Below are 26959 nucleotides of genomic sequence, written 5' to 3'. Positions count from 1 at the left end.
GCGTCCGGCTGTCCGCCCTCAGCGGTCCGAGGCCAGCGCCCGCGTGATCCCGGGCTCGCGCGGGCCCAGGAAGTGCGGATCCGGTTCGAAGAACGCGTCGGCCGCGGCCTTGCCGGAGGCGAGCAGCTCTCTGACGCCGCCGTAGTACCAGGTCGCGTCGTGCGGCTCGGCGACGCCCACGCCGTACGACTCCACGCCCGCGTCCTGGCAGAGCGCCACCGCTCTGCGTATGTGGAAGCCCTGGCTGATCAGCACCGCGCGGTCCACGCCGAAGATCTCTCTGGCGCGCACGCACGAGTCCCAGGTGTCGAAGCCCGCGTAGTCACTGACGATGCGCCGGTCCGGGACGCCGCGCGCCGTCAGGTATCTGCGCATCGCGTCCGGCTCGTCGTACTCCTCCCGGCTGTTGTCCCCGGTGACCAGGACCACCTCGACGCTTCCCGCGCGGTACAGCTCCGCCGCCGCGTCGAGGCGATGCGCCAGGTACGGCGAGGGCTCGCCGCCCCACAGGCCCGCCCCGAACACCACCGCGACCTGCGCGCGCACCTCGCCGGGAGCGCGCACCCGGTCCGCCGCCACGGCGTGCATCCACGTCGCCGGAAGCAGCGCGAGGACGCAGCCGAGCATCACCGCCTGCACCACGCGCCGCCACTCGCGCCGGCCGCGCGGCCACCGCATCCACTTCCGCCGACGCAGCAACCCCGCCCAACCCGGCTGCTGCGGCCCGCCCGCGCCGTTCGCCCCGTCGCCCCGCATGTTTCCCCCGATCCCCCGATCCCTTGATGCCCCGGCACCCGCTCCCGGTTCCCCGGTTCCCCGATTCCCCGATTCCCCGATTCCCCCGTGGCCCGGCGGTGCTCAGCCCGCCGATCGACCACTGCCGACAAGTGTGCGACGAGCCACTGACAATCGCCGCACGGCCCCCGTGAGCCGGGAGACATCGACCGTCACCGCCACGCAATCACCGCGCAACGTGGGCACGCCAGCCTTGACGCATGACGCCGACCCACACGCCCGGCGAACACCCCGGGACCCCGACGGACGCCCTGGACCCCCTGGCCAGCACGGCCCAGCTCATCGACCGCATCACGAGCGACGCCGGCCACCGCCTCAGCCACATCCGCCGCCCCGGCCTCGGCGGCGGCCGCCCGCCCGTCCTCGTCGTCGTGGCGCACGGAAGCCGTGACCCGCGCACGCTCGACACCGTGCGCTCCCTGCTCGACTCGGTGCGCGCACGGCGGCCCGAACTGCCCGTCCACCTCGGCCACATCGAGCTGAACGAGCCGCTGCTCCCGGACACCCTGGCCCGCCTCGCCCCCGGCCGAGCCGTCCTCGTACCGCTGCTGCTCGGCCGCGGGTACCACGTCAAGCACGACCTGCCCGCTGCGGCCGCCGCGGCCCCGCACCTCGACGCCCGCGTCGCCGCGCCGCTCGGTCCGCACCCGCTGCTCGTCGACGCGCTGTACGACCGGCTCGTCGAGGCGGGCTTCCCGGCCGGGGCGCGGCGGCGGGACACGGCTGTCGTGCTCGCCTCCGCGGGGTCCCGCGATCCCGAGGGCCGCGCCGACACCCGCGGCGTCGCGGCCGCGCTTGCCGAACGGCTCGGCGTCCCCGTCGTCCCCGCCTATGCCTCGGCCGCCGCGCCGACCGTGCCCGTCGCGTTGCGTGCGCTCGCCGCCCGGGGGCGGGACCGGGTCGCTGTCGCCTCGTACTTCACCGCGCCGGGGCGGTTCGCCGCGCAGTGCGCGGCGGTGGCGCCCGGCGTCGCCTCCGCGCCCTTGGGTACGCACCCGGCGATGGCGAAGCTGCTGCTTCACCGGTACGAGCAGACGCTGCCCGCGTTCGCGACGTCCCCCTCGGGTGGGCTCCAACTCACCTCTGCCTGAGGGGAATTCGGGCACCGTGGGCTTTTCCCCGCCCCGCCCCTTCCCGAAAGTCCTCGCGGACGGCCACGGGGGCCGCGCCCCCGAACCCCCGCCCTCTCGGGGCTCCGCCCCATACCCCGGCCGTCGTTCGGCTGCCGCTGCTGTCGTGGCTGGTCGCGCAGTTCCTCGCGCCCCTGAAGAACCAGCCCCTGCGGCGTTTGAGGAGCGGGGTCCTGGGAGCCGCGCCCCTGAACCCCGCGTTCTCGGGGCTCTGCCCCGTGTCCCGGCTGTCGTTCGGGTGCCGCGCCGTTGTGGCTGGTCGCGCAGTTCCTCGCGCCCCTGTCGGGGCACTCATCTCAGCCCCAGCCCGCACAATCCAGCCCTCCCGGCGTTTGAGGAGCCGGGGTCCGGGGGCTGGCCCCCGAAACGGGGTCCGGGGCGGAGCCCCGAAGCGGGGGCCAGGGGCGGCAGCCCCGAGCGGGGCCGGGGCGGCAGCCCCGGGCAGGGAGCCGGGGGCGCAGCCCCCGAGCGGAGTCCGGAGGCGGCAGCCCCGGGCACGAGGGGCGGGGCGGGGGCGCAGCCCGAGTGGGTCCAGGGGGGGGGCAGCCCCGGGCAGGTGGGGAGCCGGGGCGCGCAGCCCCCGAGCGGGGTCCAGGGGCGGAGCCCCGGGCAAGGGGGGGGGCGTAGCCCCGAGTGGGGCCAGGGGTGGTAGCCCCGGGCAGCTGGGGTCGGGGGTGCCGACCCCGTGGCCGTCCGCCAGGAATTCGGGAAGGGGCGGGGAGGGGAGCAAAACAGGCACCTACAGCTACCGTCAGTGCATGCCCCGCACGTATGACGACCCAGACACCGAACGCTGGGCGCCCGAGCCCGACAAGCGGCCCGGTCGGACCGCCTTCCAGCGCGATCGCGCGCGCGTGCTGCACTCCTCCGCGCTGCGCAGACTCGCCGGCAAGACGCAGGTCGTCACCCCCGGCACCAGGGGGCACGCCTGGGACGCCAGCCCCCGTACCCGCCTCACGCACTCCCTGGAGTGCGCCCAGGTGGGCCGCGAACTGGGCGCCGCGCTCGGCTGCGACCCGGACCTGGTCGAGACGGCCTGCCTCTCGCACGACCTGGGGCACCCGCCCTTCGGGCACAACGGCGAGCAGGCCCTCAACGAATGCGCGGCGGACTGCGGCGGATTCGAGGGGAACGCCCACTCCCTGCGCCTGCTCACCCGCCTCGAACCCAAGCGCTTCGTGGACGACGCGAACACCGGCCGCCCCGTCAGCGTCGGCCTGAACCTCACACGCGCGGCGCTGGACGCCGCCACCAAGTACCCCTGGCCGCGCGGCGCCCACCCCACCGACCCGGCCTCCGCGAAATTCGGCGTCTACGACGACGACCGCCCCGTCTTCGAGTGGATCCGCAAGGGCGCTCCGCCCCACCGCACCTGCTTCGAGGCGCAGGTCATGGACTGGTCGGACGACGTCGCGTACTCGGTGCACGACGTCGAGGACGGCCTGCACGCCGGTCACATCGACCCCAACTGTCTGCACGCCGAGCCCGAACGGCAGGAGATCTACGCCGTCGCCCTCGGCCGGTACGTACCGGAGGGCACCGATCCGGCCGAGCTGGCCGCCGCCCTCGACCGCCTCCTCGACCAGGAGTGGTGGCCGCACGGGTACGACGGGACGGCGGTCGCCCAGGCCCGTCTGAAGGACGCCACCAGCCAGCTGATCGGCCGCTTCTGCCTCGCCGCGGAAGGCGCCACGCGCGCGAGGCACGGCAGCGGCCCCTTGACGAGGTACGCGGCGGAGCTTGTCGTACCGAACGAAACCCGCCATGAATGCGCCGTCCTCAAAGCGGTCGCCGACCGGTACGTGATGCAGCGCGACGAGCAGGAGCGGCTCCGTGCCGACCAGCGCATCGTCATCGCGGAACTCGCCGAAGCCCTCACCGCGCGTGCGCCCGAAGGGCTCGATCCGCAGTTCCGGGCCCTGTTCGACGCGGCGCAGGACGACACCGCGCGGAAGCGGGTCGTCATCGACCAGATCGCGGCGCTCACCGACGCCTCCGCGCGGACCCTGCACGCGCGCCTCACCGGTGGCCGAACCTGAACCGGTCCGATCCGCCCACCTGATGTGATCGAGCCACACAGGGGTGACACTGAGGGGACGGCCCCTTCCCCCACTACGCTCCGTGCGGGACGCTCGAGATGGCGGCCACGCTGCGTGCGGGACGCCCGCAAGTGGCGGCAAGGTTGTGAGGAGGCATCAAGTGGTCGACGCGGATCAGACGTTCGTCATCGTCGGAGGCGGACTTGCCGGGGCCAAGGCGGCCGAAACCCTTCGGGCGGAGGGCTTCACCGGCCGGGTCATTCTCATCAGTGACGAACGTGAGCACCCGTACGAACGCCCCCCGCTGTCCAAGGGCTTCCTGCTCGGCAAGGAGGAACGCGACAGCGTCTTCGTGCACGAGCCCGCGTGGTATGCGCAGCACGACGTCGAACTGCACCTCGGGCTGCCCGCAGTCGCGGTCGACAGCGCCGAGAAGGCGGTCCGCCTCGGCGACGGCAGCGTCGTGCGCTACGACAAGCTGCTCCTCGCCACCGGCTCCGAGCCGCGCCGCCTCGACATCCCCGGCACCGACCTCGCGGGCGTGCACCACCTGCGCCGCATCGCGCACGCCGAGCGCCTCAAGGGCGTCCTCGCCGCGCTCGGCCGGGACAACGGCCACCTGGTGATCGCGGGCGCCGGCTGGATCGGCCTGGAGGTCGCCGCCGCCGCGCGGGAGTACGGCGCGGAGGTCACCGTCGTGGAGCCCGAGGGGACGCCGCTGCACTCCGTGCTCGGCCCGGAGATCGGGCGGCTCTTCGCCGACATGCACCAGGAGCACGGGGTCCGCTTCCACTTCGGCGCCCGGCTCACCGAGATCACCGGCCAGGACGGCATGGTCCTCGCCGCCCGCACCGACGACGGCGACGAGCACCCGGCGCACGACGTCCTCGCCGCCATCGGCGCCGCCCCGCGCACCGCCCTCGCCGAGTCCGCGGGCCTGGAGCTCGCCGACCGGGCGCACGGCGGCGGCATCGCGGTCGACGCGAGCCTGCGCACCTCCGACCCGGACATCTTCGCGGCGGGCGACGCGGCCGCCGCCGAGCACCCGCTCTTCGAGACCCGGCTGCGCGTCGAGCACTGGGCCAACGCCCTCAACGGCGGCCCGGCCGCCGCACGCGCGATGCTCGGCAGGCCCGTCACGTACGACCGGGTGCCGTACTTCTTCTCCGACCAGTACGACGTGGGCCTGGAGTACTCCGGCTGGGCGCCGCCCGGGTCGTACGACCAGGTGCTGATCCGCGGGGACGCCACGAAGCGGGAGTTCATCGCCTTCTGGCTGTCCGAGGGGCGGATCCTCGCGGGCATGAACGTGAACGTCTGGGACGTGACGGAGACCATCCAGACCATGATCAGGGCCGGCGTCCGCCCCGACCCGGAGCGTCTCGCGGACCCGACCGTTCCGCTGGACTCTCTTCTCTGACGGTCGCGCGACGAGAGACGGGGTCGGACGGGAGTGTCAGTCCGGCCCCGTAGAATTCACGCGTGGCAGGACGGATCAATGACGAGGACGTGAAGGCGGTACGGGACGCGGTCCCGATCGACGCCGTCGTGTCCGAGTACCTCCAGCTGCGCAACGCCGGCGGCGGCAACCTCAAGGGCCTCTGCCCCTTCCACGACGAGAAGTCACCGTCCTTCCAGGTCAGCCCGAGCAAGGGTCTCTTCCACTGCTTCGGCTGCCAGGAAGGCGGCGACACGATCGCCTTCGTGATGAAGATCGACCACCTCTCCTTCTCGGAGACGGTCGAGCGCCTCGCCGCCCAGGCGGGCATCACGCTGCGGTACGAAGAGGGCGGGTACAACCCCTCCCACCAGCGCGGCGAGCGCATCCGCCTGGTCGAGGCGCACAAGATCGCCGCGCAGTACTACGTGGAACAGCTGGGCGGCGCCGAAGCCGAGATCGGCCGCAGGTTCCTCGCCGAGCGCGGCTTCGACCAGGCCGCGGCGGCGCACTTCGGCGTCGGCTACAGCCCGGCGGGCTGGGACCACCTCACCCGCTATCTGCGCGGCAAGGGCTTCACCGACAAGGAGCTCACCCTCTCCGGCCTCTCCCAGGAAGGCCGCCGCGGCCCCATCGACCGCTTCCGCGGCCGCCTGATGTGGCCGATCCGGGACATCTCCGGCGAGGTCGTCGGCTTCGGCGCCCGCAAGCTCCGCGACGACGACAACGGCCCGAAGTACCTCAACACCCCCGAGACCCCGATCTACAAGAAGGGCCAGGTCCTCTACGGCGTCGACCTCGCCAAGAAGGACATCGCCAAGTCCTCCCGCGCGGTCGTCGTCGAGGGGTACACGGACGTGATGGCCTGCCACCTCGCCGGCGTCACCACCGCCATCGCGACCTGTGGCACGGCCTTCGGCGGCGACCACATCAAGATCCTCCGCAGGCTGCTGATGGACAACGGCTCGGCCCGAGTGATCTTCACCTTCGACGGCGACGCCGCAGGCCAGAAGGCCGCCCTCCGCGCCTTCGAGGACGACCAGAAGTTCGCCGCGGAGACGTACATCGCGATCGCCCCCGACGGCATGGACCCCTGCGAGCTCCGCCTCGCCAAGGGCGACGAGGCGGTCGCCGACCTCGTCGAACCCCGCACCCCTCTCTTCGAGTTCGCCCTCCGTCAGATCGTGAACCGGTACGACCTGGAGACCCCCGCGGGCCGCGCCGCCGCCCTGGACGAGGCCGCGCCCATCGTGGCCCGCATCAAGAACAGCGGCGCGCAGCACGAAGTGGCCGTCGAGCTCGCCGGCATGCTCGGCATCCTCGACACCCAGTTCGTGGTCAAGCGCGTGGCCCAGCTGGCCCGTTGGGCCCGGGACCGCGGCGGCCGCGGCCCCGCACAGCAGCCCCCGCAACAGCACCCCGCGCAGGCGTACGCGCAGAGCGCACCGCAGCCCGGCTCCGGCGGCCCCGCGCTCAACCTCCGCAGCCCCGCCCACCGCACCGAGCGCGAGCTGCTCAAACTCGCCCTGCAGCACCCGCAGTTGGTCTCCCCGCACTTCGACGCGTACGGCGCGGACGAGTTCACCGCCCCGCCCTACGCCGCGGTGCGCGAGACCATCGCGTACGCGGGCGGCGCCGAGCAGGGCGTCCAGGACCCCTCGGGCTACCTCGCGCGCGTGCGGGACGCGGCGCCCGACGACATGGTGCGCGCCATGGTCACCGAGCTGGCCGTGGAAGCGATCATGCGGCGCACGGTCGACGAGGTGTACGGCGGCGAGCAGCTGGTCCAGGTCCGCCTGCGCGCCGTCGACCGCCGCGTCCGTGACCTGCAGGGCAGCTTCGCCCGCCTCGGCCCGCACGCCGACCCGGAGCAACTCACTGCGGCCCAGAACGAGTTGTGGGTCCTGCAGCAGTACGGCAGAGCCCTGCGCGAGGGCGGCGCCGACGCGCTGTGACGGCACGCCGTGACGGCGGCCCGGACCAACGCCCGTGCGCACAGCTGAAGTTGACTCCTGAGTAACCGTCCGGTCACGGACCGGACTCAAAAAGTGGCCGCACGACTCTCCTCGCGGAGATGTGTCGTACCCCACACTGGGGGCGGTGCCTGAGGTTTCGGAGCGCGGCCGGCCCACCGGGCGTGGGCCCGACGAGCCCGCGGATCCGTTCATCGATTACGGGACGGACGGCGGCGCGGCCGCCGGCACTGGCCTGGACGTACCGCTGCCGCGCACCCCCGACGCGGCGGCGATCACCCTGGAGGTCGCCCCCGTGCAGACCCAGACCCAGACGTTGACGCAACCGACCCCCGGCGCCGCCGACGTCCCGGCCGAGGCTGCCGAGGCCACGGCAGGGGAAGCGGCCCCGACCGTGCCGCCGCAGAGCCGGGTCGCCCACCACCCGGAGGCGGACGCCGCGCCCCCGGACCCCTCCGACCTCGCCGATCCCACGGAACGGTCCGAACCGCCCGAACCGCCCGAACGGCCCGAACCGCCCGAGCCCCGCCCCGTACGCCCGGAGACCAGCGGTCCCTCGGCCGACCTGTTCCGCCAGTACCTGCGCGAGATCGGCCGCATACCGCTGCTCACCGCCGCCGAGGAGGTCGAGCTCGCGCGGCGCGTCGAGGCCGGGCTCTTCGCCGAGGAGAAGCTCACCAACAGCACCGACCTGGACAGCCGACTCGCCCTGGACCTGGACAAGTTGGTCGTCATGGGCCGGATGGCCAAGCGCCGCCTGATCGAGGCCAACCTGCGCCTGGTCGTCTCCGTCGCCAAGCGCTACGTGGGCCGCGGCCTGACCATGCTCGACCTCGTCCAGGAGGGGAACCTCGGCCTGATCAGGGCGGTCGAGAAGTTCGACTACGCGCGCGGCTACAAGTTCTCGACGTACGCGACCTGGTGGATCCGCCAGGCCATGTCCCGGGCCCTCGCCGACCAGGCCCGGACGATCCGCGTACCCGTGCACGTCGTCGAGCTGATCAACCGCGTGGTCCGCGTCCAGCGCCGCATGCTGCAGGAGCGGGGCTACGAACCCACCCCCGAAGAGGTCGCCGCCCACCTCGAACTGCCGCCCGAGCGCGTCGGCGAAGTCCTGCGCCTCGCCCAGGAGCCCGTCTCCCTGCACGCCCCCGTGGGCGAGGAGGACGACGTGGCCCTGGGCGACCTCATCGAGGACGGCGACGCCGCGAGCCCCGTGGAGTCCGCGGCGTTCCTGCTGCTCCGCCAGCACCTGGAGGCGGTCCTGTCCACGCTCGGCGAGCGGGAGCGCAAGGTGGTGCAGCTGCGGTACGGCCTTGTGGACGGGCGGCCGCGCACGCTGGAGGAGATCGGCCGCATCTTCGGCGTGACCCGCGAACGCATCCGCCAGATCGAGTCCAAGACCCTCAACCGCCTACGCGAGCACGCCTTCGCGGACCAGCTGCGGGGGTACTTGGACTGAGCCCCAGTTACGGGAAGGGGCGGGTAGGGAAAAAGCCCGCCCCCGCCCCCGCCCCGCACCCCCTAATCCACCTCAGCCACCGCCTCCGCGAACTGCGCCTTGTACAGCCGCGCATAAGCCCCGTCCGCCGCCAACAGCGCCTCGTGCGCGCCCTGTTCGACGATCGACCCGTCCTCCATCACGAGAATCGTGTCCGCATCGCGGATCGTCGAGAGCCGATGCGCGATCACGAACGACGTACGCCCGTGCGCGAGCCGCGCCATCGCCTTCTGGATGAGCACCTCCGTACGGGTGTCCACCGAGCTGGTCGCCTCGTCGAGGACGAGGATCACCGGGTCGGAGAGGAACGCCCGCGCGATCGTGATCAGCTGCTTCTCGCCGGCGCTGACGCCGGAGCCCTCGTCGTCGAGGACCGTGTCGTACCCCTCGGGCAGCGTGCGGATGAACCGGTCGGCGTGCGCGGCCCGCGCCGCCTCCTCGATCTCGGCCCGCGACACCTCCTTCGGGGCGCCGTACGCGATGTTCTCCGCGATCGTCCCGCCGAACAGCCACGTGTCCTGCAGCACCATGCCGATCCCGGACCGCAGCTCGTCCCGCGACATCCTCGCCGCGTCGACCCCGTCGAGCGTGATCCGCCCGCCCGTGACCTCGTAGAACCGCATGAGCAGGTTGACCAGGGTGGTCTTGCCCGCGCCTGTCGGGCCGACGATGGCGACCGTGTGGCCCGGCTCGACCGTCAGGGACAGGTCCTCGATCAGCGGCTTGTCCTCCTCGTACCGGAAGGACACGTTCTCCAACGCGACCTCGCCGCGCGAGCGCGAAGGACGCTCGCCGGGGACCGGGTCGGTCTCCTGCTCGTCCGCGTCGAGGAGTTCGAAGATCCGCTCGGCGGACGCGACGCCGGACTGCACCAGGTTCGCCATCGACGCGACCTGGGTCAGCGGCATCGAGAACTGCCGCGAGTACTGGATGAACGCCTGCACGTCGCCGATCGACAGCGTGCCCGAGGCGACCCGAAGGCCGCCGACCACGGCGACGAGTACATAGTTCAGGTTGGAGATGAAGAACATCAGCGGCTGCATGATCCCGCTGTTGAACTGCGCCTTGAAACTCGCCTCGTACAACGCGTCGTTGTGTTCCGCGAACAGCTTCGCCGACTCGTCCTGCCGGCCGAAGACCTTCACCAGGGCGTGCCCGGTGTACATCTCCTCGACGTGCGCGTTGACCTTGCCCGTGGACCGCCACTGCTGCACGAACTGCGGCTGCGAACGCTTGCCGACCCTCGTCGCGACGAAGAACGACAGCGGCACCGTGATCAGCGCGACGAGCGCGAGCAGCGGCGAGATCCAGAACATCATCACGAGCACGCCGACGATCGTGAGAGCTGAGTTCGCCAGCTGCCCCATGGTCTGCTGGAGCGTCTGGCCGATGTTGTCGATGTCGTTGGTGGCGCGGCTGAGCACCTCGCCGCGCTGCCGCTTGTCGAAGTACGACAGGGGCAGCCGCGACAGCTTCGCCTGCATGTCCTCGCGCATCCGGAACACGGTCAGGTTGACCGCCCGGTTCACCAGGCGCGTCGCCACCGCCATGAGCAGCCCCGCGACGAGGAACACGCCGAGCGCGAGCAGCAGCACCTCGCCGACGGCCGCGAAGTCGATGCCCTCGCCCGGGGTGAAGTCCGTGCCCGAGAGCATGTCGGCGACACCGTTGTCACCGCGCTCGCGCATCGAGTCGAGCACCTGCTCCTTGGTGGCGCCCTCGGGCATGTCCCGCCCGACGATCCCCGCGAAGATCAGGTCGGTGGCCTTGCCGAGGATCTTCGGCCCGACCACGGACAGCGCGACGCTGAAGAGGACCGCGACGAGCATCCCGTACATCGTCACGCGCCGCGGTTTGAACTGGGCGAGCAGGCGCTTGCCCGAGCCCTTGAAATCCAGGGAACGCTGATCGGGGCCGCCCCCGGCCATCATCCGCCCGCCAGGCCCGGCCATCAGGCTGCCTCCGCTTCCGTGAGCTGGGAGAGCACGATCTCCCGGTAGGTCTCGTTGTCGGCCATCAGCTCGTGATGGCGTCCGGCGCCGACGACCCGGCCCTCGTCGAGAACCACGATCCGGTCGGCCTCGCGGATGGTCGACACCCGCTGGGCGACGATCACCACGGTCGCCTCGGCGGTCTCCCGGCCGAGCGCGGTGCGCAGCGCGGCGTCGGTCGCGTAGTCGAGCGCCGAGAACGAGTCGTCGAAGAGGTAGATCTCCGGCCGCTGTACGAGCGTCCGCGCGATCGCGAGCCGCTGCCGCTGCCCACCGGAGACGTTCGTCCCGCCCTGCGCGACGGGGGAGTCGAGCCCGTTCTCCAGCTTCTCCACGAAGCCCTTGGCCTGCGCCACTTCGAGCGCGTGCCACAACTCCTCGTCGGTGGCGTCCGGATTCCCGTACCGCAGATTCGTCGCGACGGTCCCGGAGAACAGATACGGCTTCTGCGGTACGAGCCCCACGGTCCGCGCGAGCAGCGCCGGATCGAGCTGCCGTACGTCCACGCCGTCCACGAGGACCTCGCCCTCGGTGGCGTCGAAGAGCCGCGGCACGAGCCCGAGCAGGGTCGACTTCCCGCTGCCCGTCGACCCGATGACGGCCGTGGTCTCGCCGGGCTGCGCCACCAGGTCGATGGCCTTGAGCACCGGCTCCTCGGCACCCGGGTAGGCGAAGCCGGCTCCCCGCACCTCCAGGTGCCCGTGCCGCTTCAACTCCCGTACGGGATCGGCCGGGGGCACCACGCTCGACGCGGTGTCGAGGACCTCCTCGATGCGCTCGGCGCACACCTCGGCACGAGGCACCATCATGAACATGAAGGTGGCCATCATCACGGACATGACGATCTGCATCAGATAGGCGAGGAACGCGGTCAGCGCACCGATCTCCATGCCGCCGCTGTCGATCCGCTGCGCACCGAACCAGACCACCGCGATCGACGACACGTTCACCACGGTCATCACGATCGGGAACATCAGCGCGAGCAGCCGGCCCGTGCCGAGCGACACCTCGGTCAGCTCGGTGTTGGCCCCCTTGAACCGCTCCTTCTCGTACGCGTCCCGCACGAACGCCCTGATCACACGGTTTCCGGTGATCTGCTCGCGTAGAACGCGGTTCACGGTGTCGAGCCGCTCCTGCATGGTGCGGAACAGCGGCCGCAGCTTCTTCACGATCAGGCTGACCGCGATGCCGAGCACCGGCACGACGGCGATGAGCACCGAGGACAGCGGAACGTCGAGGCTGAGCGCCATCACGATGCCGCCGACGCACATGATCGGCGCGGACACCATCAGCGTGAACGCCATCAGGACCAGCATCTGCACCTGCTGGACGTCGTTGGTCGTCCGCGTGATCAGGGACGGCGCCCCGAACTGCCCGACCTCACGCGCCGAGAACGACTGCACCCGGTCGAAGATCGCGCCACGCACGTCCCGCCCGAGCGCGGCCGCCGTACGCGCGCCGTAGTACACGGCGCCGATGTTGCAGACCACCTGCACCACCGTGACCCCGATCATCAGGGCGCCGAAGGTGAGGATGTAGCCCGTGTCCCCGCGCACGACACCGCGGTCGATGATGTCGGCGTTGAGGGTGGGCAGGTAGAGAGTGGCGCAGGTCTGCAGAAACTGCAGCAGCACCAGAATGCCTATGGAGTTCTTGTACGGAGCGAGATGGCTCCGTAGGAGTCGTATGAGCACGCGATACCCATCGCAGTAGCCGGAGAGAGCGTTTCAGAGGGTCGCCCCCATCCTCCGGCACTCCACCGGCCGGGGCTCAACCGATTTACGAAACGGCCGAGCCCCGCCCCAGTGGGCCGCTAGGGCCTGTCGTTTGGATCTTGCCGGGGTCGCGGGGTGTGGCACGCGCATCTGCGGCGTTGTCGTCGGTTGCCATGGCTCCGCCATGTCGCCCTCCTCCGCCTTGCAGCTGCACGCACCACACCCCGCTCGGCTCGACCGATCGTCACCGTCGACCAGATCCGGCCTGATCCAAACGACAGGCCCTAGCTCTGGAATGCCCCGGGATGCGTCTGCTCCCGCACCGCCACGTACTGCTGCCGCACGGCCTGCCCGACGGCGTACTCCTCGCCCGGTTCGAAGGCCTGCGCGGACGCGCCCTGCCAGACCGGCGGCAGCTGCGGGTCGAGCGTGCCCTGCGACACCCCGAGCGCCCACGCCGCCTGCCGTGCCGCGCCGAGCGCCGCGTAGTCCGCCGCCTGCGGCACGACGACCTGAGCCCCGAGCAGCATCGGCGCCGCCGCCTGCACCGCCGGAAGCTCGGCGGCCGGCCCGAGCAGAAACACCCGCCGCACCTCCACACCCCGGTTGCGCAGCACGTCGAGGGCGTCGGCGAGCGAGCACAGCATGCCCTCGAACGCGGCCCGCGCGAGGTGCTCCGGCTTCATCGACTCCCGCCGAAGACCGCTCAACGTACCTGCGGTGTGCGGCAGTTGAGGCGTGCGCTCACCTTCCAGATACGGCAGCAGCACAAGGCCGTGCGCACCCGGCGTCGACTTCATCGCGAGCTGCGACAGCCCCTCCAGATCTGTGCCGAGCAACTCCGCCGTCCCGCGCAGCGCCCGTACGGCATTGGACGTGTGCACCACCGGCAGGTGCATCCCGGTCGCGTCCGCGAGCGAGGTGATCATCCCGTGCGGATCGGCGAGCGCCTCGTGGTGCACGGCCATCACGGACCCGGACGCCCCGAGCGACACCACGGCGTCCCCGACCCCGATGCCGAGCCCGAACGCGGCGGCCATCGTCTCGCCCGTGCCGGCCGAGATGAGCAGCCCCTCCGGCGTCGTCCCCGCGGCCTCGGACGGCCCGAGCACCTCCGGCAGCACCGTCTGCTGCCCGAGCGCCAACTCCACCAGATCAGGACGGTACGAGGCGTTCGCCGCCGACCAGTAGCCCGTACCGGAAGCGCCGCCGCGGTCCGCGGTACGCCGGGCCGGCCGGCCGAGCAGCTGCCACACCAACCAGTCGTGCGCCTGCAGCACCATCGCGGTGCGCTGCGCCGCCTCGGGCTCGGTCCGCGCCAGCCAGCGCAGCTTCGTCACGGGCTGCGGCGCCTGCGGTACGACGCCCACGGCCTCGGCCCAGGCCTGCCGCCCGCCGAGCGCGTCGATCAGATCGACGGCGGCGACCTGCGCCCGCTTGTCCCCGCCGACCATCGCGGGCCGTACGGTGCCGCCCTGCGCGTCCAGCGGGACGACCGCGTTCTGCTGTGCCGACACGCCGATGGCCTGCACGCCTTCGAGGAGCCCGCCCCCGGCGGCCTCACCCAGCGAAAGCAGCCAGGCCTGCGGATCGACGTCCGACGGCCTGCCCTCCAACGGATGCGGGGCGTACCCCTGCCTGATCACGGCACCGGTGTCGGTGTCGCAGACGACGATGCGTGTGGACTCCGAAGAGCTGTCCAGTCCGGCGACTATCCCCATGGAGCAAGATTTTGCCCTACGGCACGCGCGCTCCGGGGCGCTGGGGCGATGGGGCTCGGCGCGCTAGGTGTTGCTGGTGCCCCAGTCGTCCTCGTCGCCCTGGCTCTTCTCGCGCAGCGAACGCACCCGGCCGGCCACCGAGTCCGGGACCCGGTCGCCCACCTTCTCGCTCACCGAGGCGAAGGCCTTGCCCGCGAACTGGCGGCCGCTCTGGCCGGCCGACTCCACCGTGTTGCGCACGGCCGGGTTCTGTGCGACCTGGCGGGCCGATTTCTTCAACTGCTCGTAACGCTCGCGTCCTGCCCGCGTGCCGAGCACGTAGCCCAGGGCCAGTCCGGCGACGAACGTGAGCTTGTACCGCATGGCGGCCACCCTTTCCTTACGCCTGACGTCCGGTGCAGGGCGCGTCCCCCGGTACCGATTGGCGGAGCACCCCCCTGCTTGCGCTAATGTATGTGTCGCAGCGAACGCGCGCCGCCCGGGAATCCCCAGGCAGGTGACGTCGTTGCAGCAGGACAATCCCCTGTAGCTCAATTGGCAGAGCAGCCGGCTGTTAACCGGCAGGTTACTGGTTCGAGTCCAGTCGGGGGAGCTCGGTCTCCTGTAGCTCAATTGGCAGAGCAGCCGGCTGTTAACCGGCAGGTTACTGGTTCGAGTCCAGTCGGGAGAGCTCAACGAAAAGGACCCCCTCGGGGGTCCTTTTTCGTGTGCGGCGCAACCGTGTGCCCACCAGCGCAGTCCTCATGGTCGTGCAGAGCTGACCATCGGACGCAGGAGATCGTATGAGCGGCTATGCTGCGGCAGACGGCGCGTACATGTGTACGCGACACGCCGCTTTGGGGCGGTAGCTCAGCCGGTTAGAGCAGCGGACTCATAATCCGTCGGCCGTGGGTTCGAGTCCCACCCGCCCCACCAAGCGGCACCCTGCCTGACCTGCGGAAACGTTTCTCCGTACGTGTCGGGCCCGTTTTTTTTGCCACACATCTGCCACACATGCCGCCCGTACGATGCCTGTCATGGCGAGCGTCAAGACCTACCGGCGGCGCTTCGGGCCGACGTGGCTGAGACCCTCGACGTGTCCGACTCGACGGTGGCGGCATGGGTGGTCGGCCCGAACGTGCCCGACCAGGAGACCCTTCCCGCCCTCGCGCGAGCGCTCGGCCGGGACCTGGGTGCCTCTTTCCCCGCCCGGGGCTCCCGGATCTCATGGATCTTCGCTGCGACGTGGGTGTCTGTACCAGTACCAGATGGCGGAGGTCATCGGCACGAAGAGCGCTGGTCCCGTACGGGGTGCGGAGAAGGGCGACCGGCCGCTGAAGGAGAAGTACCTCCCGGCGCTGGCCGAGGCGTACGGCGTGACCGTGGACGAGCTGAAGCGTGCAAGACCGGTCCCTCGCCAAGGCGCGCGGCGAGGCGGAGCCGGCCGGCGAGGAGCAACCCAGCACTCTCGCAGAGGAGATCACGTTCCTGCTGAACAGCTCATACCCCGGGCAACAGCCCTCAGGAGACACGGAGATCGCTGACGGCGTCAACCGTCATGCCGGCTCCCAGGTATCACGGCCAACGGCGTGGAGGCGCTGAGGATCGGCGAGGAAGAGGAAGCCCCGCCGGTCGTCCGGCAGGGCCTCGCGGACTTCTTCGGAGTCTCCGCTGTACTTCGAACCGTCCGACGCTGTGGCGCGGCAGGTCTACGAGGGGCTGCGCCTCATGTCGGCCGCGAAGAAGGGGAAGGTCGGCCGCATCCGGGCCCGCGGCCTGGATGCGGAGGGCCTGCCCCCAGGTGTCCTGTCGATCTTGAACGACCTTGCGACGGAGTTGGATCAGGCTGACCCGGAGACGAACGACGAGGGCTCGTTCTCCGGCAACACAGGGTCGTTTTGGTGCCCCGCACTGGTCGCCGAACAGGGGCCAGGTCGTGATCACTGATGCTGCCTAAAGGCTTGTCCCGTAACTGATGGGTCTGGTGAGGACAAGGGCGAATGCGGTGTGCTGCCCGTTGGGCCTACCCGGCGAGGGCGAGGTTGTGCAGGCGCGCGATGTCGAGGATGGCGTCGTGGACGCCGTCGCTTTTGAGCGGGCGGTCGCGCGCAATCCGGGGGCAAAGCGCGCCGGGCCGGATACTCAAACCGATCTTTGCGGGACAGTCCTTAGTCGTGGTCTTGGTTGGGGGGTAAGTGACTGAGGCACGGCACCGCGGAGGGGAGCTCAGTTGGGGCCTATTAGGAGGTGCAGCAGCGTGACGACGCCGACGCCGACGAGGAGGGCGGTGCCGAATGCGGGGTGTGTGAGCGCCATGTACGTTGCGCCGGCGCCAGACAGCAGCAGGACTGCAGTACGGACGTCTAGACGGCTATAAATGAGCGCTCCTTGCGGCTCGGGTCCGGAACGTCGGCCTTCGCGCGGATGAGCGGCTCCCAGCTGATCACCACGATGCGTTCGTAGTCCGCTCTGGCTGCGTCGGGCGGGAGTTCGTGGTGGAGGGCGTCCGTGGCCTCAGTGCGCATGACAGCGAAGTTGCCGTCGCTCAGCTCGAAGGGGCCAGGGCAGGTCTGGCCCGTTACGCTGCCGCGTTCGTGGGGGGCTGTGTCGATGCGACGCACGATCTTCAAGTGGGATCCCGGTCCTTTACGGAAGTAGTGGTGAGACGGGGTAGAAGCTCTAAATGTTTGTGCCAGTCGCGCGGGGCACAAACTAGCGCGCCACGAACGCTCCAGATGCTCAAGAAGCGGCTCGATAGTCCCCCAACTGGCCTTGTGTCACCGGCAGTTCACCGACAACCCACCACTCCTCGGTCTCCGCGTCGTCGAGTTCGCGAATGAGTTCGTCGACCATGCGGCCGCTCCCCGCCTCCTGCGGCATGACCGGGTGGCTGGCCCGGTGTGGCCTGGTGGCTTCCCAGTAGCCGCGGAAGAACTTGTTCTGGCACATCACTCTCAGGTGCCCGTGCAGCTCCACCAGGCTGATGTAGCCGACTCGATGGGCGTGTAGGGCGTTGATGTAGAGCGCGTTCGCGAACAGGTACTGGCGCCTGGATGCATGCGAATGTCCTGACAACTGGTGCCGTTTCCCATGTGTGCCCCGCGTGCGGCGCTAACGATCTTTCACATGCTTTCCGGGGGCCTCGGGCCGTGGCTTCTGTGCCTCTGGGGAGCGTTGAGGGGCGTACTCGGGGGCGCATTTATCCTGGCTGGGACTCCCGGTCGGTACTCCTGGGCCGGGACCCTCTGCACGGTCGCGGAGGGTGGCCGCCGTCCGTCGTCCGTCGGCATGCGGTTGGAGTGGGCCACGCACGTCAGTTGGCGTGCCGGGGGAGGGCCTTCCGCGCTGTTCGGGAAAGCGTCGGCGGCGTGCGGATGGCGTGCTCAGGGGCGGTGCGTAGCCCGGGAACGCTGATGGGCCGGTTGAACTGCTGAGGGGCGTTTGGGGTCGGGCGCTGCGCCCCCCCTCACCGGCTTGTCCACTCTCGGCCCAGCGCAGACCGAGTGTCACGTCCCCAGCTGCTGGCTGCCCCGCTCGGTGCATGGGGCCGTCCGGCGGCCAGTACAGCCTGCACGGACTGCAAGGCACCCAGGTCGGCGAGTGGATCGCCGTCGATCAGAAGGAGATCCGCGCGGTATCCGGGAGCAATTCGGCCCGTGGTCTCGGCCAGCCCCAGCGCGGCTGCTGCCTGGGAGGTCGCCATGTCGAGGATCGTGCTGTTCGGCAGCCCGAGGTGGGCGTAGAAGCCGAGCGCGGCCACCAGGCCGTCGAAGCCCGCGCGTTGGACTCCGGCATCGGTGCCGGCGATGAGCGGCACACCTGCCGCAGCCATCTGCCGGACCAGGTCGAACATCGCCGCGGCCCGTTCCTCGCCGAAGAACTTCGGCAGCATGGCCCAGTGCGGGCTGACGACCGGGCAGACGGAGAGGGACCGGTCGACGATCTGCTTCAGGATGTCCTGCCGGAGATCAAGGCCCGTGGCCGTCATCCAGGTGCAGTGCTCGATGGTGTCCACGCCGGCTTCCACAGCCGTTGCGATGCCGTCCGCACCGTGTGCGTGTGCCGCCACGGGCACACCTGCCTTGTGGGCTTCGTCCACTAGCGCTGCGAGTTCTTCGGCCGAGAACTGGCTCTCGAAGCTCTTCGGCCCGTCCTTCGTCAGCCCGCCTCCCGTGACCATGGCCTTGATGACTCCGGCCCCGGCCGCGACGTTGCGACGTACGAGCTCACGTACCTGCGCTTCACCGGAGACCTCGCCGCCGAGGAAGTGGCAGTGGCCGCCGACGGTGGTCAACGGGGTACCGGCGGAGACGATCCGAGGTCCCGGCGTACGGCCGTCCGCGATCTCGGAGTCCAGGCGGAGGGCGAGGCCGTTCCGGTCGCCGAGGTCGCGGACGGTGGTGACGCCCGTGTGCACGAGCTGTTCCGCACGGGCGCGCATGTCCTGGAGCAGGACCTCATCCGTCGAGGCCTCGAGTGTCGCGACCGGGTCGGCTCCGCCGTCGAAGCAGAGGTGCACGTGGGCGTCGATCAGGCCCGGCAGGATCGTCCCGGACGTGTCGGTACGGGGAACGTCGGCGGGGGCCTGGTCCTCGATCTGGTCGCGCGGACCGACCGCGACGATCGACTCGCCGTCGATGAGGACCGCTCCGTTCTCCAGGTAGGTCCCCGAGCCGACCAGCACGCGGGCGCCGGTGATCAGCATTTCGTCTCCTCGCTTGTCGAAGGTCATGCGGCGGTGCGGAGCGCGTCGGACACCGCGATCAGCTGTCGTACGTCTGCTTCCCGATCGCCGCCGTCTCCCATCGCCAGCGGAACCGCCTGGCGAGGTGCCGGGACTCCCTGCCCGATCAGGGCGGAAGCTCGGCGCAGCCGGACTGCGAGCTCTCGCGGGTCGACTTCGCGGAGAGGGAGGCCGTCCTCTTCGTCGGCCAGGTGCGGGCTGATGTCGATGAGGCAGTCCCGGCACTCCACGATCCTGCGGTGGCACCGCCGGTGCACCCCGCGGGCGCGCATCCGGTCCCAGAGGGTTGACGACGCCGGTGGCAGCACGTGCTTCGGGTACGCCTCAGTCAGCAGCTCCCACAGCGGAGCCAGCCGACGGTGAGCACACCGGTGCCGCAGCCACAGGCGTACGGCCGAAGTCCTGGCCCTGGCACCGGAGTACGTGACTCCCGCGACGAAGAGCAGGATGGAGACCACGAGGAGGAAAGCCACAGCCGTCATGACCAGATCCGGCACGCTCGCGCCGGTCGCCCGGATTCCGACGATGACCGCGCGGATCGCGCAGGCCACAGCCACGGCACCGAGGGCGACGGCGGTCATCCACAGACCTGTGGAGTGCGGGCGCCGGGACATGCGGGCGTACCTGCGGGTCCAGTGGCCGGCGACGGCCAGGGCGTACATCAGGTACAGGCCCGCTCCGATGTAGAAGAAGGCGATCTGCGGGACCGTCATGTCCTCGCTGCTGAAGGAGCCGGCGAAGACGTCATGCGGTACGGACTCGGCGGCCACGGTCAGCGCCACGGCTGCCAGGGCCACGACGACTCCCTCGCGCCGGACGCGCCGACGGGCGTCCGGTCCATCAGCCGAGTACAGGTAGAAGGACATCAGGAAGTAAACGGTCACGAGGAGCAGCAGGTTCTGAAGCAACTTCGCTGTTCCGTGCCCGGCCACGGTGTCGATGCCGGAGGAACCGCCGGGCATGGCCAGCGGGTAGGACAGGGCGGCGCTGAGAAGGCAGAGGGCCACCGATCGCAGAGGCGCGTCGTCGGGGGAGCGGCGCCACTGGTAGACCTTCCAGAGGACGGCCGCGTCGAGGACGAGGAGAAGAACTTTCACTGCTAGAGCCACCCTCGCCGGTCACCCAGTGCGGCCTCCACTCGACGCAGCGAGGGGTCCTTCGAGAGCGGCGCCGCGTCGTTCAGCAGCGGTGACCATTCGAGGATGATCGTCGCTGCCAGCTCGACGACGCACTCGTTTCCGTCCTCGTACGAGCAGCGCTGAGCGACCCGCTTGATCGCGTCCGGGGTGACGGTGGGAAGATCATGCGCCCACCCTTCGACGAAGCCCCCGGCTTGGTCCGGGTTGTCAACGCCGGGCATTGCGGCCTGGGCTTGGTTCGCCGCCTCGTTCTCGGCGACCAGGATGTGCCCCACCTCGTGCAACACGGTGTGATCTTGATGCAGGCGAGTCGTCTCCTGCTGGTAGAGGATCACGTCCCTGTTCTCGTACTCGACCCAGAGACCTGACGGTCCCGGCGTCGGCAGAGGTGCCGGCCGGAGGTACAGCGGACGTCCACGCCGCTTCCCCCGGGCGCGGCACAGCTCTTCGATGTCCAGCGGGGGATCGATCCCCAGATCCTGCAACTCCCGACGAAGGAGACGATGCAGATCCCGCTCGACGGTCCGGTGCGCGGCCGCACGCCAACGCCCGAGCCGTCGGCGTCCCGCGCCGCCCTGTGCAGGAATCTTGGGTTCATCCCCGCGACCAAATTTCCCTGGCCACATGAGTCATGCCCTCTACCGGCGGTGATAGTCGCCCGCCGGGCGCACCGCGCCCGTGTAAGCAGACCGTGGCCGAAGGCGGCCACAAGGTTTCCTCTCCCGGAGCTGGGCTGCTGCGCAGCTCACTCGACGCTTGTTCGTTCGAGTTGTCGGCTTCGCAGATTTCCTCCAGGTCGCGAAGTAGGTGCTGTGCCTCTGTGTGAATTCGTGTGCACAGCTTGCGTACGCGACTGTAGATCCTAAGCGACGAGACGGTGACTGCCACGAACAGCGTTACTGAGATGCTGAGGGTCGGGGCGGCGAGGTTCTTTCCCTTGATCTGGCCTGCAAGAACTCCAATGAAGCCAATCATGCACAGCCAGTTGAAGGCGACACGCAGTGAGGTCGCGCGAGAAATTCGAAGCCGCAGATTTGCAAGTCCAAAGTCCTCAGGCTCGTAGCTCGGGCTGAATGCCGTGTAGAGAAGCCAGGCCAAAATGAGTGGCAGGCCCCATGCGCCTGGACCCTCCCTAGAGGCCACGGGTATCTGAGTGGCTGCCCCCACGCATAGTAGGAGCGGATACGCGAATCCGGCGGACGCACTTCGGCGGAGCTTGGTCTTTTGGCTGCGGGAATCCCAGAAGGGCTCCAGTAACTTTGCGCCGACGAGGCTGACGAGCAGAGTGATTCCGACTATGAGCCACCACCAGTTCCCCGCCTTGGGCGAGAAGGCGAGCTGAAACCCAAAGAAGCTGGGGGGATGAGTGACACTCCCAGCAGTGTGCGTCGCCGGCTCGGAATGCGATCAATCCTGGCGTTTAGTTGTTCCTCAAGTCGTGTAAGCCATGCTGGCCTTGCGGTCACGTAAGAGCCTAGATCCTCGGCTTGGTGGAACGTATCGTCCGCAGGACGCTGCAGGGCGAGCTCTTGGTTGCGTCGGGTGAAAGGGGCGAGCGGCTAGGGTGAGTGCCGGGCGTGGGGCAACCGCCTGGAGGGGTACGTGGGCCTGCGCCAACTAGTGATCGACGCGTGGTCGTGGCTGAACTACAAGCCGGTGATGGCCAACGTGGGCTGTCGGGGTGACCGAGTGTTCCGGGAGTTGGTGAGAACCTGGGTGCCGCCGCAGGAGTTGCGGCGGCTGGCCGCGTACAGGGTGCTCGCGTCGTACGACAACAACCAGGCCGGGCAGCTCGCAGCGTCCGGCGGTGACGAAGTCGCGGTGGAGCGACGGGAGTTGGGCGACGCGGCGAACCTGGTGGACACCGCGCTCGGATACCTGCTTGGCACCGAGCAGAAGGTCACGATCCAGGGCGCGGAGAATGCCGACGAGGAGGCCCCGCCTCCGGGCGCGGTCGAGGCGGCCGCGGCGCAGCAGCAGTTGCGGGAGTGGGCGGACAAGGAGCTGCTGGCCCTTCGGGTGCAGCAGGCGGAGCGGTCGGCGGTGCTCCTCGGTGACGGTGTGATGGTGCTGGCGTGGAGCCCGGAGAAGCAGCGGCCGACGCTGCGCGTCTACGACCCGGGGTTCTTCTTCCCGCAGTGGGGCGACGAGGACGAGGACTTCCCGCAACGGGTGCACCTGGCCTGGGAGTTGCCGGAGGACGAGGACGCTGGGCTGAAGTCCCGCGTGCGGCGTGTGACCTACGAGCTGGGGCCGATCGTCGAAGACGTCGAGACCGAGGCTGGCGGGCGGCCGTACCCGTGGGAGCCGGGGCGGACCTCCAACGTGACGTGCTACCTGACGGAGGCGGAGTGGCTGCTGGAGGACTTGAAGAAGGGCGAGACTCTGGACCAGCTGCCGATGGACACGGCGAGCTTCCGGGTACGGCCGGACGGAACCGAGCTGGACCGCCTGGACTTGATGATCGACTTCTTGCCGGTCGTGCACCTCGCCAACACGATCCCCGACGGCGGCGAGCACTGGGGCCGGTCTCTGCTCGCCCGCGTCCTGCAGGCGCTCGACGAACTCGCCGCGACTGACTCGGACGCTTCGGCGGCCTCGGCAACGACGGGCACACCCATCATCGGGCTCTCCGGTGCCCGCCTGTCCGTTGACCGTGCAACGGGCAGGCCGCAGGAACTCCAGGTGAAAGCGGGGGCGGTGTGGCAGCTCGGCGAGACCGGCCGTATGGACGCTCTGGACACTTCACCGCAGCTGGCCGAGCTCCGAGCCAGGGTCGATCACCTGCTGGAGAGGATCGCGTCGAACAGCCGGGTGACCGCGGCCGGGCTCGGCACCCTGAACGCCGCAGAGGTCCCCTCGGGGTACGCACTGAAACTGGCGCTTGGACCACTGGATGCGCTGATCGGGATGATGCGGCTCGCGCGGGAACACAAGTACCGGCTGCTGTTCAAGTTCGTGTAGCGGCTCTACCAAGCCGGCCGCGCGTAGGGATGGACTGCGGGGGACACGTTGCCGGCGCGCCTGGTGTGGGCGCCGCACACGCCGACGGACCGTGCCGCGGTCCTGGACGAGGTCGTCACGGCGTACGGGGCCGGTGTTCTGTCGCTGGAGACGGCCGTGGCGATGCTTCTCGAGGCCGGGTACCCGATCAAGGATGCGTCGCAGGAGGTGGCGCGTATCCGAGCGAAGGCAGAGCAGGAGGCTGCGGAGCGCATGGCGGAGGCTGTTGCTCTGCAGGGAGAGGGAGAGGGAGAGGGAGAGGGAGAGGGAGAGGGCGATGGGGCGATCTCTGAAGGGGCGCTGGCCTAGCGAGCCGAATCTGCTCGTCTCTGCGTAGGAGAGGGGATGAAGTTCCGTGCACGGAGTGCTCAACACGTGTGTCGTGGGTGATCTTTGCTTCCGTGCCCTGCCAGCGTTCTCCGGACAGAGAACCGGATCACGGGGAGCGCGCATGCGAAGTCGAACTGCCGTCGCCACCACGGCCGCCGCCGTCGTCTTGGTGGCGACTGGCCCGCCGGCTGAAGCCAGTTTGCACCAGACGAAGCCCAGTTCGTGGAGCTGTGACTTCGACGATGAGTGCACCAGGAACACGCGCAGCGGTCCTGGTGCCGCAGCGGTCCGGTACTGGTTCCTCGGTGACTTCTCCGACACCCTCATCCGGACGGGCAACGCCAGGTTCGGGTTCAAGCACATCCAGGCCGGTGGTAGCACGAAGAACAAGGCGAATCACCCCACAGACGCGGCGGCCGTCAAGCTCTGGGACAAGGCGCTCAACAACTTCGCCAGGGGAAGCAAGGGGAGAAGTACAAGGGCGGCTGGATTCACACGTACAAGTACAAGCGCGGTTCGAAGGCGCGCACGATGTGCGTCGCAACCGACAGTCAGAACTACCACTACGACCACAAGAACTACGGGCACAAGGGCATCATCACGGCCTACTGGGTTCCCGGCCACGTAGGTTGGAAGGGGTGCCAGAAGGGGTGATGCATGTATGAACGAAAGTGCAGGAGGAGGGCCAACTCCTCACTGGGCCGAAGGAGACATGGTCACTCCGCTCGTGCCGACGGATCATCCGGAGGACGTTGTTGGGGAGGTCGTCATGATCACTGCGAACGGTGGCGTGATGGTCAAGTTCCCCCTTGCCGGCGCCGAGGTGTATTCCCCGGAGGAGCTGACGCGCGCAGTCGAGGGAACGGGCGGCGAGTAGGTTGCGGTAACTAACCGTGATGTCAAGGTAGTTGGTGGGCGGAAGTGCTCGGCGTGGCCGCCCGCAGACCTGGGTGGCTAGACTGGCTGGCAGCGCGGGGGCGCTCTGGAGGAGATGTATGGTCCGGCCCCTGCCTCCTCGCCGTCCCGTCGGCCACCGCCGTGACGGGCGGCCGATCTATCCGATCCTCGGTGCCTCCCCGGAGGACGAGACGATCGCCCAGCTCGATGACGCCCCGGACGACGGCGGGCAACAGCAGCAGGTCACGGTCACACAGGACCGGCTGGGCAAGATGCTCACCAGGGAGAAGGCCCAGGGCGAACGGGCGGCAATCAAGCGCCTGCTGTCCACGCTCGGGTTCGACACCCCGAAGGCACTGTCGGAGTTCGTGTCCGCGCAGCGGGAGGCCGAGCAGGCCGCGCTGTCGGAGGTGGAGCGCCGGGAACAAGCCGCTCAGGAGCGGGAGTTGCAAGTCGCCCGCCGGGAGGAGCTAGCTGCCGAGCGGGAACGGGCCGCGCTTTGCCGGGCCCCGCTCGTGGCGCTCGGCGCGGAAGGCGATGACCTGGTGGACGCGGAGCGTCTGCTCACCGTGGAGGACGACGACGCGGACGAGGCGCAGATCGAGTCGGCGGCGGAGTCCCTTCGGGCGCGGCGTCCGGAGCTGTTCGGCGAGATCCGGATGGCTGTGCCGGCGGCGCCTGCGGGTGCACCGGCCGGACGCGGGCCCACTCGTACGACTCCGGTGTCGAAGCCGGGTTCGGCTGGGCTGGAGATGGCCAAGCGTCGTGGCCTGCTCCCTGAGCCCAGCGAGTCCGCTGTCCAGTAGCGCCAGGCCCAGAGTTTGGGGGACCACGCCCCCTCAATTTCGTGGACGGCATCGCCTCTGGGGGCGGTGTGCCGAGGCGCCGTTCGCTCCGGGGCAGACGCGGGTTCCGGCCGCGCTGCTGTGGCACGGCGCGGTGAAGGCGTCGAGGGTGCCGGGCGGTATCGACGTGTCCGAGCTTGTGTGGCACCCGCGTGCTGCGCAGATCCGTTTCGTCTGAGCGGCGGTCTGAGCTGTGACGATTCAGGATCTACTCAAGGACGTCTCGGTCATGGACCTGACGGCGTTCGCCAGGGCCATTCCGTCCCCGAAGGACTTCCTTCTCACCCAGTCCATCTTCCCGAACGTGGAGATGAGGGAGGTGAAGTGGCGTACGAAGGACTCCGGTCGGTACGTCAATGTCGCGAAGTACCGGGCGTTCAACGCCTCGGTGCCATTCGCGACGCGTGAGGCGTGCAGACGTCTCGTGAGGGTGCGCTGCCCGCGCTGGGCCAGAAGCTCGTCGTTTCCGAGCAGGAGCAGATCCTGCTGGAGGCTTCGCACGGTAGTGATCAAGACCGGCTGATCGAGCTGCTGTATGACGACGTGGAGCGCCACGTCGAGGCGATCCGGTCCCGGCTGGAGCTGTCTGCGGGCGATGTGCTCGCGGACGGCCGTTTCACGCTGGAACAGGAAAGCGGGCTGACGCTGGAGGTGGACTGGAACGTTCCCGCCGCGAACATGCCGGTCGCCTCACGGCCGTGGTCGGACCCGGCCTCCGATCCGATCGCGGACGAGCTGCGGTGGATTCAGCACCTGGACGACATCGGTGCGCCCGAGCCGGAGTTGGTGATCACGAGCCGGAAGGCGTTCAGTTACCTCGCGGCCGACAACGCCTACAGGGCGGCCTACTACGGCAGCGCCAACCCGTCGACCACGCCCACGGCGACGCTCACCCCGCAGCAGATCAACGTGGTGCGCGGCAACTACTCGCTGCCGCCGATCCAGTTCTACAAGGCGCAGGTGCGGGTTGACGGCAAGCCCCGCAAGGTCCTGGCGGAGGACCTGTGGATTCTGGTGCCGCCGGAGCGGGAGAAGTGGGCGCAGACCCTGTCGGGGTGACCGCGGAGGCCCTGGTGCTCTCTCGCGGCACGAACCCGGAGATCATCCGCGAGGACGTGCCGGGCCTGATCATCACGCGTGGTGTGCAGGATGACCCGGTTCAGATCTGGACCAAGGGCCCTGCGGTCGGCATGCCGGTCATGCACACCCCGGACGCGCACATCGTGGCGAAGGTCCTGTGATGGCGGGGCGAGTGCGGCTGAAGGCCGCGGTGTACGTGCAAGACCCAGCCACACGCGAGGAGTTGATCCTGCTCCCCGGCGAGTGCCCGGAGCCGGAGATCGTTGCGCTGATCACGCACCCGGATGCGTGGGACGTTCCGCCAGAGGCATCGCCGGGATTCGAGCCCGGGGCGGATCCCGGCCGCGAGGAGCCCGTGATCCAGGACGTCGACGTCCCGGAGGCGACGGCCAAGAAGCCGGCATCGCGGCGGAACCGCACAGCGTCGGCATGAGCCCGAGGCACCCACCATCTTCTGCTCACTTTGAAGGAGTTCCCCTGTGTCTGACATCTCGACGGACTGACCGCGAAGAAGGACCCGCGCCTGGACATCGCCGATCTCTACGCGTTCCGCGGCGCCACCGGGACAGTGCTCGTGCTGACCACCAACCCCAGCGGCGGCGAAGGGGGAGGCGGGGTTTCACCACGAGGCCCACTAAG

At 69.8% G+C, this 26959-nt stretch carries 25 protein-coding genes, 3 tRNA genes and 1 pseudogene; 18 read left to right on the top strand and 11 right to left on the bottom strand.

Annotated elements, in window-relative coordinates:
* Window positions 1-18: 18 nt before the first annotated feature.
* Complete coding sequence (locus tag QIS96_RS21110) at window positions 19-678, bottom strand: SanA/YdcF family protein (protein WP_282544330.1); 660 nt, start codon at window positions 676-678, stop codon at window positions 19-21.
* A gap of 317 nt (window positions 679-995) precedes the next feature.
* Between QIS96_RS21110 and QIS96_RS21105 the strand changes: the two genes are divergently transcribed.
* From QIS96_RS21105 to QIS96_RS21085, 5 genes are all read left to right on the top strand, one after another.
* Window positions 996-1886, top strand: coding sequence for a sirohydrochlorin chelatase (locus QIS96_RS21105; protein ID WP_282544228.1), 891 nt, complete (start codon window positions 996-998; stop codon window positions 1884-1886).
* A 797-nt stretch (window positions 1887-2683) separates the two neighbouring features.
* Window positions 2684-3964 carry a deoxyguanosinetriphosphate triphosphohydrolase gene (locus QIS96_RS21100; protein WP_282544227.1) on the top strand — a complete coding sequence of 427 codons (1281 nt, stop codon included), beginning with the start codon at window positions 2684-2686 and terminating at the stop codon, window positions 3962-3964.
* A 160-nt stretch (window positions 3965-4124) separates the two neighbouring features.
* Window positions 4125-5384, top strand: coding sequence for an NAD(P)/FAD-dependent oxidoreductase (locus tag QIS96_RS21095; protein ID WP_282544226.1), 1260 nt, complete (start codon window positions 4125-4127; stop codon window positions 5382-5384).
* Between the two features lie 62 nt (window positions 5385-5446).
* Window positions 5447-7357 carry a DNA primase gene (gene dnaG, locus QIS96_RS21090; protein ID WP_282544225.1) on the top strand — a complete coding sequence of 637 codons (1911 nt, stop codon included), beginning with the start codon at window positions 5447-5449 and terminating at the stop codon, window positions 7355-7357.
* A gap of 145 nt (window positions 7358-7502) precedes the next feature.
* Entirely contained in the window at window positions 7503-8837 is a 1335-nt protein-coding gene (locus QIS96_RS21085; RefSeq protein ID WP_282544224.1) for an RNA polymerase sigma factor, read from the top strand.
* A 62-nt stretch (window positions 8838-8899) separates the two neighbouring features.
* Here QIS96_RS21085 and QIS96_RS21080 read toward each other — a convergent pair whose 3' ends face one another.
* The 4 genes from QIS96_RS21080 to QIS96_RS21065 all read right to left on the bottom strand — a co-directional run bounded on the left by QIS96_RS21080 (window position 8900) and on the right by QIS96_RS21065 (window position 14666).
* The gene (locus QIS96_RS21080) at window positions 8900-10828 is read right to left on the bottom strand and encodes an ABC transporter ATP-binding protein (RefSeq protein ID WP_282544223.1); all 1929 of its coding nucleotides are present in this window, start codon (window positions 10826-10828) and stop codon (window positions 8900-8902) included.
* Window positions 10828-12561: an ABC transporter ATP-binding protein gene (locus QIS96_RS21075; protein WP_282544222.1), complete on the bottom strand. Its 1734-nt coding sequence runs from the start codon at window positions 12559-12561 to the stop codon at window positions 10828-10830. Before QIS96_RS21075 ends, QIS96_RS21080 begins: the two co-directional genes overlap by 1 nt.
* 305 nt (window positions 12562-12866) lie before the next feature.
* Window positions 12867-14303: an FGGY family carbohydrate kinase gene (locus tag QIS96_RS21070; RefSeq protein WP_282544221.1), complete on the bottom strand. Its 1437-nt coding sequence runs from the start codon at window positions 14301-14303 to the stop codon at window positions 12867-12869.
* 63 nt (window positions 14304-14366) lie between these two features.
* Window positions 14367-14666, bottom strand: a complete 300-nt coding sequence (locus QIS96_RS21065; protein ID WP_282544220.1) for a YtxH domain-containing protein — start codon at window positions 14664-14666, stop codon at window positions 14367-14369.
* Window positions 14667-14822: 156 nt separating this feature from the next.
* Between QIS96_RS21065 and QIS96_RS21060 the strand changes: the two genes are divergently transcribed.
* The 5 genes from QIS96_RS21060 (at window position 14823) to QIS96_RS21040 (ending at window position 16229) form a co-directional block, all read left to right on the top strand.
* Window positions 14823-14895: transfer RNA gene (locus QIS96_RS21060), tRNA-Asn, on the top strand.
* A gap of 5 nt (window positions 14896-14900) precedes the next feature.
* Window positions 14901-14973: transfer RNA gene (locus tag QIS96_RS21055), tRNA-Asn, on the top strand.
* 168 nt (window positions 14974-15141) lie between these two features.
* Window positions 15142-15218, top strand: a tRNA-Ile gene (locus tag QIS96_RS21050).
* A 40-nt stretch (window positions 15219-15258) separates the two neighbouring features.
* Window positions 15259-15777: a helix-turn-helix domain-containing protein gene (locus QIS96_RS21045; protein ID WP_349017405.1), complete on the top strand. Its 519-nt coding sequence runs from the start codon at window positions 15259-15261 to the stop codon at window positions 15775-15777.
* A gap of 200 nt (window positions 15778-15977) precedes the next feature.
* The gene (locus QIS96_RS21040; protein ID WP_282544219.1) at window positions 15978-16229 is read left to right on the top strand and encodes a hypothetical protein; all 252 of its coding nucleotides are present in this window, start codon (window positions 15978-15980) and stop codon (window positions 16227-16229) included.
* A gap of 76 nt (window positions 16230-16305) precedes the next feature.
* On the opposite strand, the pseudogene QIS96_RS21035 reads toward QIS96_RS21040, so the two are convergent.
* The 6 genes and pseudogenes from QIS96_RS21035 to QIS96_RS21010 all read right to left on the bottom strand — a co-directional run.
* Window positions 16306-16398: pseudogene (locus QIS96_RS21035) on the bottom strand (IS5/IS1182 family transposase); the annotation flags it as partial.
* 247 nt (window positions 16399-16645) lie between these two features.
* Window positions 16646-16912 carry a hypothetical protein gene (locus QIS96_RS21030; protein WP_282544218.1) on the bottom strand — a complete coding sequence of 89 codons (267 nt, stop codon included), beginning with the start codon at window positions 16910-16912 and terminating at the stop codon, window positions 16646-16648.
* 109 nt (window positions 16913-17021) lie between these two features.
* Window positions 17022-17357: a DUF6082 family protein gene (locus tag QIS96_RS21025; RefSeq protein WP_282544217.1), complete on the bottom strand. Its 336-nt coding sequence runs from the start codon at window positions 17355-17357 to the stop codon at window positions 17022-17024.
* A 391-nt stretch (window positions 17358-17748) separates the two neighbouring features.
* A complete protein-coding gene (locus QIS96_RS21020) occupies window positions 17749-18987 on the bottom strand; it encodes an amidohydrolase family protein (protein WP_282544216.1) in 1239 nt (412 codons plus the stop codon).
* Window positions 18988-19010: 23 nt separating this feature from the next.
* The gene (locus tag QIS96_RS21015) at window positions 19011-20123 is read right to left on the bottom strand and encodes an MAB_1171c family putative transporter (RefSeq protein WP_282544215.1); all 1113 of its coding nucleotides are present in this window, start codon (window positions 20121-20123) and stop codon (window positions 19011-19013) included.
* Between the two features lie 2 nt (window positions 20124-20125).
* Window positions 20126-20500, bottom strand: coding sequence for a hypothetical protein (locus QIS96_RS21010; protein ID WP_282544214.1), 375 nt, complete (start codon window positions 20498-20500; stop codon window positions 20126-20128).
* A 1267-nt stretch (window positions 20501-21767) separates the two neighbouring features.
* Here QIS96_RS21010 and QIS96_RS21005 point away from each other — a divergent pair.
* From QIS96_RS21005 to QIS96_RS20970, 8 genes are all read left to right on the top strand, one after another.
* Window positions 21768-23129 carry a hypothetical protein gene (locus tag QIS96_RS21005; protein ID WP_282544213.1) on the top strand — a complete coding sequence of 454 codons (1362 nt, stop codon included), beginning with the start codon at window positions 21768-21770 and terminating at the stop codon, window positions 23127-23129.
* Window positions 23130-23285: 156 nt separating this feature from the next.
* Window positions 23286-23477, top strand: a complete 192-nt coding sequence (locus tag QIS96_RS21000) for a hypothetical protein (protein WP_282544212.1) — start codon at window positions 23286-23288, stop codon at window positions 23475-23477.
* 552 nt (window positions 23478-24029) lie between these two features.
* Window positions 24030-24152: a hypothetical protein gene (locus QIS96_RS20995; RefSeq protein WP_282544211.1), complete on the top strand. Its 123-nt coding sequence runs from the start codon at window positions 24030-24032 to the stop codon at window positions 24150-24152.
* A 58-nt stretch (window positions 24153-24210) separates the two neighbouring features.
* Entirely contained in the window at window positions 24211-24375 is a 165-nt protein-coding gene (locus QIS96_RS20990) for a hypothetical protein (RefSeq protein WP_282544210.1), read from the top strand.
* Window positions 24376-24493: 118 nt separating this feature from the next.
* A complete protein-coding gene (locus tag QIS96_RS20985) occupies window positions 24494-25201 on the top strand; it encodes a hypothetical protein (protein ID WP_282544209.1) in 708 nt (235 codons plus the stop codon).
* Between the two features lie 450 nt (window positions 25202-25651).
* A complete protein-coding gene (locus tag QIS96_RS20980) occupies window positions 25652-26299 on the top strand; it encodes a major capsid protein (protein ID WP_282544208.1) in 648 nt (215 codons plus the stop codon).
* The gene (locus tag QIS96_RS20975; RefSeq protein ID WP_282544207.1) at window positions 26296-26481 is read left to right on the top strand and encodes a hypothetical protein; all 186 of its coding nucleotides are present in this window, start codon (window positions 26296-26298) and stop codon (window positions 26479-26481) included. Before QIS96_RS20980 ends, QIS96_RS20975 begins: the two co-directional genes overlap by 4 nt.
* A gap of 11 nt (window positions 26482-26492) precedes the next feature.
* Window positions 26493-26753: a hypothetical protein gene (locus tag QIS96_RS20970; RefSeq protein WP_282544206.1), complete on the top strand. Its 261-nt coding sequence runs from the start codon at window positions 26493-26495 to the stop codon at window positions 26751-26753.
* Window positions 26754-26959: the final 206 nt, after the last annotated feature.

Origin of the sequence: Streptomyces cavernicola (assembly GCF_029968035.1) — a bacterium.
Taxonomy (GTDB): Bacteria; Actinomycetota; Actinomycetes; order Streptomycetales; family Streptomycetaceae; genus Streptomyces; species Streptomyces cavernicola.
This window is presented reverse-complemented; position numbering and strand designations above follow the sequence as displayed.

Bases quoted from the DNA above. Each gene is read 5' to 3' on its own strand.
- QIS96_RS21110 (WP_282544330.1), bottom strand. From the start codon at position 678: ATGCGGTGGCCGCGCGGCCGGCGCGAGTGGCGGCGCGTGGTGCAGGCG.
- QIS96_RS21105 (WP_282544228.1), top strand. From the start codon at position 996: ATGACGCCGACCCACACGCCCGGCGAACACCCCGGGACCCCGACGGAC.
- QIS96_RS21100 (WP_282544227.1), top strand. From the start codon at position 2,684: ATGCCCCGCACGTATGACGACCCAGACACCGAACGCTGGGCGCCCGAG.
- QIS96_RS21080 (WP_282544223.1), bottom strand. From the start codon at position 10,828: ATGGCCGGGCCTGGCGGGCGGATGATGGCCGGGGGCGGCCCCGATCAG.
- QIS96_RS21070 (WP_282544221.1), bottom strand. From the start codon at position 14,303: ATGGGGATAGTCGCCGGACTGGACAGCTCTTCGGAGTCCACACGCATC.
- QIS96_RS21065 (WP_282544220.1), bottom strand. From the start codon at position 14,666: ATGCGGTACAAGCTCACGTTCGTCGCCGGACTGGCCCTGGGCTACGTG.
- QIS96_RS21020 (WP_282544216.1), bottom strand. From the start codon at position 18,987: ATGCTGATCACCGGCGCCCGCGTGCTGGTCGGCTCGGGGACCTACCTG.
- QIS96_RS20995 (WP_282544211.1), top strand. From the start codon at position 24,030: ATGTGCGTCGCAACCGACAGTCAGAACTACCACTACGACCACAAGAAC.
- QIS96_RS20990 (WP_282544210.1), top strand. From the start codon at position 24,211: ATGGTCACTCCGCTCGTGCCGACGGATCATCCGGAGGACGTTGTTGGG.
- QIS96_RS20985 (WP_282544209.1), top strand. From the start codon at position 24,494: ATGGTCCGGCCCCTGCCTCCTCGCCGTCCCGTCGGCCACCGCCGTGAC.